Source organism: Virgibacillus salinus (genome assembly GCF_900102415.1).
GTDB classification, from domain to species: Bacteria; Bacillota; Bacilli; order Bacillales; family Amphibacillaceae; genus Lentibacillus; species Lentibacillus subterraneus.
On the sequence record NZ_FNKD01000008.1, the window covers coordinates 1 to 1,302 of the forward strand.

Here is a 1,302-nt window from a genome sequence, read left to right on the forward strand (position 1 = left end):
GAGTACCGAAGTTCCTGATTCCACACTGCCAAGAAAATCCTCTAGTGAGTTCATAGGTGCCCGTACCGCAAACCGACACAGGTAGGCGAGGAGAGAATCCTAAGGTGAGCGGGAGAACTCTCGTTAAGGAACTCGGCAAAATGACCCCGTAACTTCGGGAGAAGGGGTGCTCCTTTAAGGAGGAGCCGCAGTGAATAGGCCCAAGCGACTGTTTAGCAAAAACACAGGTCTCTGCGAAGCCGAAAGGCGAAGTATAGGGGCTGACACCTGCCCGGTGCTGGAAGGTTAAGGGGAAGCGTTAGCACTTTGGTGCGAAGCGTAGAACCGAAGCCCCAGTAAACGGCGGCCGTAACTATAACGGTCCTAAGGTAGCGAAATTCCTTGTCGGGTAAGTTCCGACCCGCACGAAAGGTGCAACGACTTGGGCACTGTCTCAACGAGAGACCCGGTGAAATTATACTATGTGTGAAGATGCACATTACCCGCGACAGGACGGAAAGACCCCGTGGAGCTTTACTGTAGCCTGATATTGAATGTTGGTACAGCTTGTACAGGATAGGTGGGAGCCGTCGATACCGGAGCGCTAGCTTCGGAGGAGGCATCCGTGGGATACCACCCTGGCTGTACGGACATTCTAACCCAGGACCGTAATCCGGTTCGGAGACAGTGTCAGGCGGGCAGTTTGACTGGGGCGGTCGCCTCCCAAAGAGTAACGGAGGCGCCCAAAGGTTCCCTCAGAATGGTTGGAAATCATTCGCAGAGTGTAAAGGCAGAAGGGAGCTTGACTGCGAGACCTACAAGTCGAGCAGGGACGAAAGTCGGGCTTAGTGATCCGGTGGTTCCGCATGGAAGGGCCATCGCTCAACGGATAAAAGCTACCCCGGGGATAACAGGCTTATCTCCCCCAAGAGTTCACATCGACGGGGAGGTTTGGCACCTCGATGTCGGCTCATCGCATCCTGGGGCTGTAGTCGGTCCCAAGGGTTGGGCTGTTCGCCCATTAAAGCGGTACGCGAGCTGGGTTCAGAACGTCGTGAGACAGTTCGGTCCCTATCCGTCGTGGGCGCTGGAAGTTTGAGAGGAGCTGTCCTTAGTACGAGAGGACCGGGATGGACACACCGCTGGTGTACCAGTTGTTCCGCCAGGAGCATAGCTGGGTAGCTACGTGTGGCAAGGATAAGTGCTGAAAGCATCTAAGCATGAAGCCCCCCTCAAGATGAGACTTCCCATCACTTCGAGTGAGTAAGATCCCTCAGAGACGATGAGGTTGATAGGTCCGAGGTGGAAGCGTGGTGACACGTG

General features: G+C 55.1%; 1 rRNA gene. It reads left to right on the forward strand.

Going from position 1 to position 1,302, the window contains the following annotated elements:
- Positions 1–1,302, forward strand: a 23S ribosomal RNA gene (locus BLS02_RS18670); the annotation flags it as partial.